This window comes from Aquimarina sp., from assembly GCF_977115655.1.
Genome location: NZ_CDSBKO010000121.1, coordinates 1 through 5293, shown reverse-complemented (window position 1 = coordinate 5293; position 5293 = coordinate 1). Strand labels below are relative to the sequence as shown.

7 protein-coding genes are annotated in these 5293 nt (G+C 28.4%); 5 read left to right on the top strand and 2 right to left on the bottom strand.

From position 1 onward, the window contains the following. The coding region (locus tag ACZIYX_RS23540) for a hypothetical protein (protein ID WP_462684716.1) at positions 1-264 on the bottom strand (264 nt) is incomplete at its 3' end. 331 nt (positions 265-595) lie between these two features. Here ACZIYX_RS23540 and ACZIYX_RS23535 point away from each other — a divergent pair. From ACZIYX_RS23535 to ACZIYX_RS23515, 5 genes are all read left to right on the top strand, one after another. Then, the gene (locus ACZIYX_RS23535) at positions 596-1147 is read left to right on the top strand and encodes a DUF3137 domain-containing protein (protein ID WP_462684715.1); all 552 of its coding nucleotides are present in this window, start codon (positions 596-598) and stop codon (positions 1145-1147) included. After that, positions 1132-1536 carry a hypothetical protein gene (locus ACZIYX_RS23530; protein ID WP_462684714.1) on the top strand — a complete coding sequence of 135 codons (405 nt, stop codon included), beginning with the start codon at positions 1132-1134 and terminating at the stop codon, positions 1534-1536. The genes ACZIYX_RS23535 and ACZIYX_RS23530 overlap by 16 nt, the downstream gene beginning before the upstream one ends. 198 nt (positions 1537-1734) lie before the next feature. Beyond that, complete coding sequence (locus ACZIYX_RS23525) at positions 1735-3588, top strand: M48 family metalloprotease (RefSeq protein WP_462684713.1); 1854 nt, start codon at positions 1735-1737, stop codon at positions 3586-3588. Positions 3589-3698: 110 nt separating this feature from the next. Beyond that, positions 3699-4262 carry a hypothetical protein gene (locus ACZIYX_RS23520; RefSeq protein WP_462684712.1) on the top strand — a complete coding sequence of 188 codons (564 nt, stop codon included), beginning with the start codon at positions 3699-3701 and terminating at the stop codon, positions 4260-4262. A 123-nt stretch (positions 4263-4385) separates the two neighbouring features. Further along, on the top strand, positions 4386-4784 hold the full coding sequence (locus ACZIYX_RS23515; protein ID WP_462684711.1) for a hypothetical protein: 399 nt from the start codon (positions 4386-4388) through the stop codon (positions 4782-4784). A gap of 138 nt (positions 4785-4922) precedes the next feature. Here the strand turns inward: ACZIYX_RS23515 and ACZIYX_RS23510 are convergent, their stop codons facing one another. After that, on the bottom strand, positions 4923-5087 hold the full coding sequence (locus tag ACZIYX_RS23510) for a hypothetical protein (protein ID WP_462684710.1): 165 nt from the start codon (positions 5085-5087) through the stop codon (positions 4923-4925). Positions 5088-5293 lie beyond the last annotated feature (206 nt).

Here is a 5293-nt window from a genome sequence, read left to right as displayed (position 1 = left end):
GACAATGGGTATGATGGTAAGTTGGTGGTAAGCGGTTATTCCAATACGATTTTGTAACCACAACACAATGAGGGATAAAATAGATCTTTTTTTTGAAAAACTAAAAAATAGTGAAAGCAAGAAGCAGTACAAGGCAAAAAAGAAAAAATCTGGTTGTTTGTCTTTGTTAGCATTTTTGTCTTTTATTACATTTTTGGGATCCTTTTTTATTTGGCTTTTATTTTCGTTTGGATCTTTTTTAGGTTTTATGGGTACAATTACCAAATATAGTTTTTTTCTATACTTTTTATTATATGTTATTAGAAAATGGCCCATTAGAAAATTTAAACCCAATATACATTTACAAAAGGAATTAAAGCAGGACATTCTTCCTTTGCTTACAAAACAAATATATACAGATGCAACATTTAAGAGTAATAAAAAAGTTAAAGATGAATACTTAAAAGAGGCTGATTTTTTAAAACTAGGTTTTTTTGATAGTAAACAGTAGCTTAGAGGAGAGGACTGCATAACTGGAAAGTCGGATAACGTAGAATTTGAGTTTTCTGAAATCACAAATTATATAAGGGGGTTAACAAAAAAGACAGGTTGTCTGATGCTTCTAGCTATTCTAATAGAAGAAGCTTTGAACATTAGGGTGTTTGACGATGGGCAAGATGGTTTTATAAACCCTGATGCAGTTTTTGGAAAAACTAAAGAAAATTTCAGAGGTTTTTTTCTATATGCAGATTTCCACAAAGATTTTCAAGGTGAAATAATAATTAGAAGTAAGACCAAAAGCATACTTGATAAAATTCTTTTAAATAAGAAAGGAATGGTAAAAATTATTCCAGAAAATAAAGACATTGATAATCGTTACGAAATATTAGCTTCTAATCAACAGCTTGGATATTATGTACTATCTCCCGTAATTATTGAAGCAATCGATAATATCACCAGAATGTACGGTAAGTCGTTACAGATGAAAATAAAAGAAGGAAAACTTTTTATGATATTGCCTTTAGAACATAATTATTTTGAAACCTATCAAATCAAAAATAACATATATGTTTTAAACACTAAATCAGAAATTATAAAAGAACTGGAAACCGTTAAAACTCTAATTAAAACTCTAAATCTTGACACTAGAATATGGACAAAAAAATAAGTAATACAGAGTTTGATAAAAACAATAGTGTTTCTATCTTCAGACCCGATAATTTTTTACTGGCACAACTGCATACTAATTTATCCGAAATTTTACCAAAAAAAGAACAAGAAAAAGAATATGTAGTTACACTAACTCAAGATCGATTAGAAATACAAACGGATTTTATATATAAAAAAAAGACTAAAAAATCTCTTCATCTATATAGTATTTCACAACTACACAATTTTTTTAGAATAACTATACGTAAAGTAAAATTTGATGAAGATGGTGTAGAAACTATAGAAGACACCCCAATTTCTATAAAAAAAGATAATATTATTGATAGCATTTACATATATGTTAATGAATTATTAGGGGCATCAGAGAATTTTGAAGATAAAAACTAAAATGAATTTATAACAGACTTAAACCTTAAATGCAAAAATCATATTTTATATATACTAAGTCCTAATGAATTTATTCTAATATGTCTTCCTATTACTAGTGTAGAGAGCAAGGATAATGTTTTAAATATACAGGAAATCGAAAATTATTTCTTTATCCAGACTACAGATAGACGATTGATATTAGCAATCGATAAATATATGTCCATTGAAGTATTTAATATCGATGAGGAAATATTCACTTACAAAGAAATGATCGGCAAAGATCGAATATTTAACCCTCAATTTTCTTTTTATACAGAGTTTTTTAATGACAAATTGTTTCATGTAGCACAAGATATTATTACTAAAAAACAAAAAGAACCGATACCCATATTTGCAGACATATTGGTTCTAAAAAATAATGCATCCAAAAAACAAATAGGATATCTAAAAAAATTATATACCTCCAAAAATAATAATCAAGAGAGAACAGTTTGTTTATTAAAATCAGAATTGATAACACGATTCCCTAAACGAAAATTTATTGAAGAAAACAGTAATAATAATATTATATTCCAGTTCATCAGTAACCACAAAGATTTCAGTATATATTTGTTAAAGGTAATAGAGGATTGGCAAATCAAATTAGAGGAGCAAGTACAGTTTTTGAATTTTCTTTTAGCAAATACAGAACATTATAACTACTACCACATATCCGATTTCTATACTCATATTTTTAAAGCACAAACAAATACCAAAAAAGATAAGGATCTTAACTTCAGACTAGGATATATAAATTATCTAAAAAAAACTAAACAATACTATATAGCTATACCTATATATGAAGAATTAATATATCAAGTTGAAGAAGATAATCTATTGGATATAATTTCGGATAGCAAAATAAATATTATAGATGGGGAACACTCTAATCAGTTAAGAATACAACTATTAGAAGACTTAGCCAAAATAAAAACAGAACTTAAAACATCAAATGACGATGAGTTACTAAAACTGGCAATACTTCAACCATTAACCACAATAAGAATTGATAACCTAAAAACAGCAACAAAAACAGTTCTGAAACAAAAAGCAGAAGTGGTATGCTCCACCATGAGTATAGCATCATTTAACTGTGAAGATAAAATCCCTACAAAACTATCTCCCGAAACCTATGAAAAGGAAAACCTGTTCGAATTAGTTGTTCCTGAGTGTTTTAAAAAGAAACAAGGTTTTCTCCAAACTCTTACTAATTTAATAGCGCAAATTGATCCCCCTGATTATAGTAATGTATTACAATTTTCTGAAAAAGTCACAGAATCTAATCAGCCCAGACTATATAGAATATTGAAGGAAACTTCAAAAATTCTATCAATTACTAGTATTGAATGTTTTCTTGGAAGAGGTAATTATTCTAGCGAAATTATAGGAGTTGAAGGAGCTACTAATTTTTTAATTGTTGGTTGTGATTATCTTGATGAAAAAAACATTAAATATTTATCTTACAAAGAACTTCAGTTTTTGATAAGTATAGAACTGAGTCACATATTATTCGAGCATACAAGACTTACTTCTAAGGATATATGGAGAGGTGCAAAAAATAAAAGCCTAAACTTAGCACAAGTCTTGTTGATAGCACTTCCTGTTTTGGGAACATTAGGAAATGTAATTGGTAAATATGCTAATATTTCTTATTTAGGTAAAATGATAAATGGGATTGATAGAATTAATAACGTTGTAGAAAAAGGACAAACAGCTATTGAATATAGCGGTAAGGTAAGAACCATAATAAGTAAAAAAGAAGAAAAAGAAAAGAACCTCTTAGCGACTTCTAGATTAATGGAAATTTCTGCCGACAGAGCAGGATTATTAATAACAAAAGATATTAAATCTTGCTTAACAGCAATACTCAAATCTGATTCTGATTTTGAACAAACAAAAGAGTTTATTGAAAAAAAAGGAGTGCTAACTTTCTTAAAACAACAAAATGAAGAATTAGAATACCTTAATCAATCCTATATTATTAGATTAAAAATGTTATTTAACTTTTATTTGACCAACGATATAATTTGAAAATTATAGAATATGATAAAAGAATGTAAATCTCTTACTAAAAAAAGTACAAATGTATTTACTATAACATCTCTTAATGAAAACAGGTAATCATCAATAAAAAAAATAATATGTTACAAAATATCCAAATTCAAGAACTAGTCGATGAGATATGGCATCCTAATATAGTTTGTAAAATAGATAACGAAGTCCCTAAAAATATAGAGGAGCGTTACTTGCATATTCTATGTAGCTTAGTTAATATTGTTAAAAGTTGCGTTACCAAAGGATTACACAGTCCTTATATTCATATTAAAGATATTCATGGGGAATTACTTTTTAACGATCGGTTAAACATTATTAATAAAAGGATCAATAAATTCATTGTGTATAAACCAGAGTATTGTGAAATCCACTTAATAAAAAAAAGAAACCCTCTGGCAGTTTATTATTATGCTTTTACCCCGCAATCTATTGCAGATAACAACAGGTTTTATCTAAATCGAATTAACTTTTCTAATGGAACTTTAAACCTGGAAGCTTACCAAAAAGCAGCCACTGCCATATTAAAAATGGTAAAAAAAGGAGATGCAATAGATAACAATACACTTATGGACACTAGTGTAACTTTGCATAATTATGATCCCGATACAAAGCAATGGAATATTGAGTATCATAGAAGAAGTAAGTGCTAACTTCCATCTATTGTACTTGTTCAGACAAGTTTGTGTAGAAAATATCATTCAATAGATGTAATATTTATTTTTCAATCTATAAAAAAGATAAAATTAATCTAGTAATAAAACAATATTAACAAAATGCAATCACATCCATACCACAACCCGGGAGAAGTAACAAAAGCATTAGAGGGGACACAGATCGCTTCTATGGGGTTTTCCAAAGGGAATTTTCACTTAGTTTTTGATAACGGACAAGATATATTCAATGTCTCTTTTAAGGAGTCCAAAGATTGGGATTTCACTCCTTTTAGGAAACAAAATATAGTCTCCAAAATTACTTTTTATAAGATGGACGAGATTTTGCCTGTACCTTTATTAAAGCTATATCCAAGAATAAAAAAATATAAAGGAAAACAAATTGTTACTGCTCATTTAGAATCTAAAATCGGGATGTCTGGAGTTGTTGTTTTTAAAGAAATACATTATGACATACAAAGACGTATGAATGACACTACTTTTCCTGTTAATTTGAACTAATCCATTGCCATGTAATCTGTCAGAATAGATTTATTTGAATTTAATGATAAGACCATAAGAAAACCAAAGCAATAAAAAATAAAATCTTATAAACCCATTTTATCTATGTCGTTAAGTTAAGCTGTATCTTTTTGAGGATTAAATATCTGTAAAAGCAAAATACCCCTTTACTTCCATCATGGATTCCAGCGTAGGCTGGAATCCACCATTAACAAACTTTGAATCAATAGTATAAATTATTAACTTAACGACATTGTCCATTTTATGCTGTAGAAAATCTATTACATCTTGTAGCTGCTGCAAATACAGACGCTTTGCTTCGTTTTTTAATTAACCATAGCCCTTCAATAAACTCAGGGTAAACCGCTATGCTAAAATCAAGAAAACGACTGTATTTATGGCATCTTCAAGCTTCATTACGAAGTTCTACTGCATAAAGCGGAATAAAGAAAAAAAGACCGTTGCAAGGTTTTTTGTAATCTCTTAATTTTTTTTATCTTTTGGGTATG

Bases quoted from the DNA above. Each gene is read 5' to 3' on its own strand.
- ACZIYX_RS23535 (WP_462684715.1), top strand. From the start codon at position 596: ATGCTTCTAGCTATTCTAATAGAAGAAGCTTTGAACATTAGGGTGTTT.
- ACZIYX_RS23530 (WP_462684714.1), top strand. From the start codon at position 1,132: ATGGACAAAAAAATAAGTAATACAGAGTTTGATAAAAACAATAGTGTT.
- ACZIYX_RS23525 (WP_462684713.1), top strand. From the start codon at position 1,735: ATGTCCATTGAAGTATTTAATATCGATGAGGAAATATTCACTTACAAA.
- ACZIYX_RS23520 (WP_462684712.1), top strand. From the start codon at position 3,699: ATGTTACAAAATATCCAAATTCAAGAACTAGTCGATGAGATATGGCAT.
- ACZIYX_RS23515 (WP_462684711.1), top strand. From the start codon at position 4,386: ATGCAATCACATCCATACCACAACCCGGGAGAAGTAACAAAAGCATTA.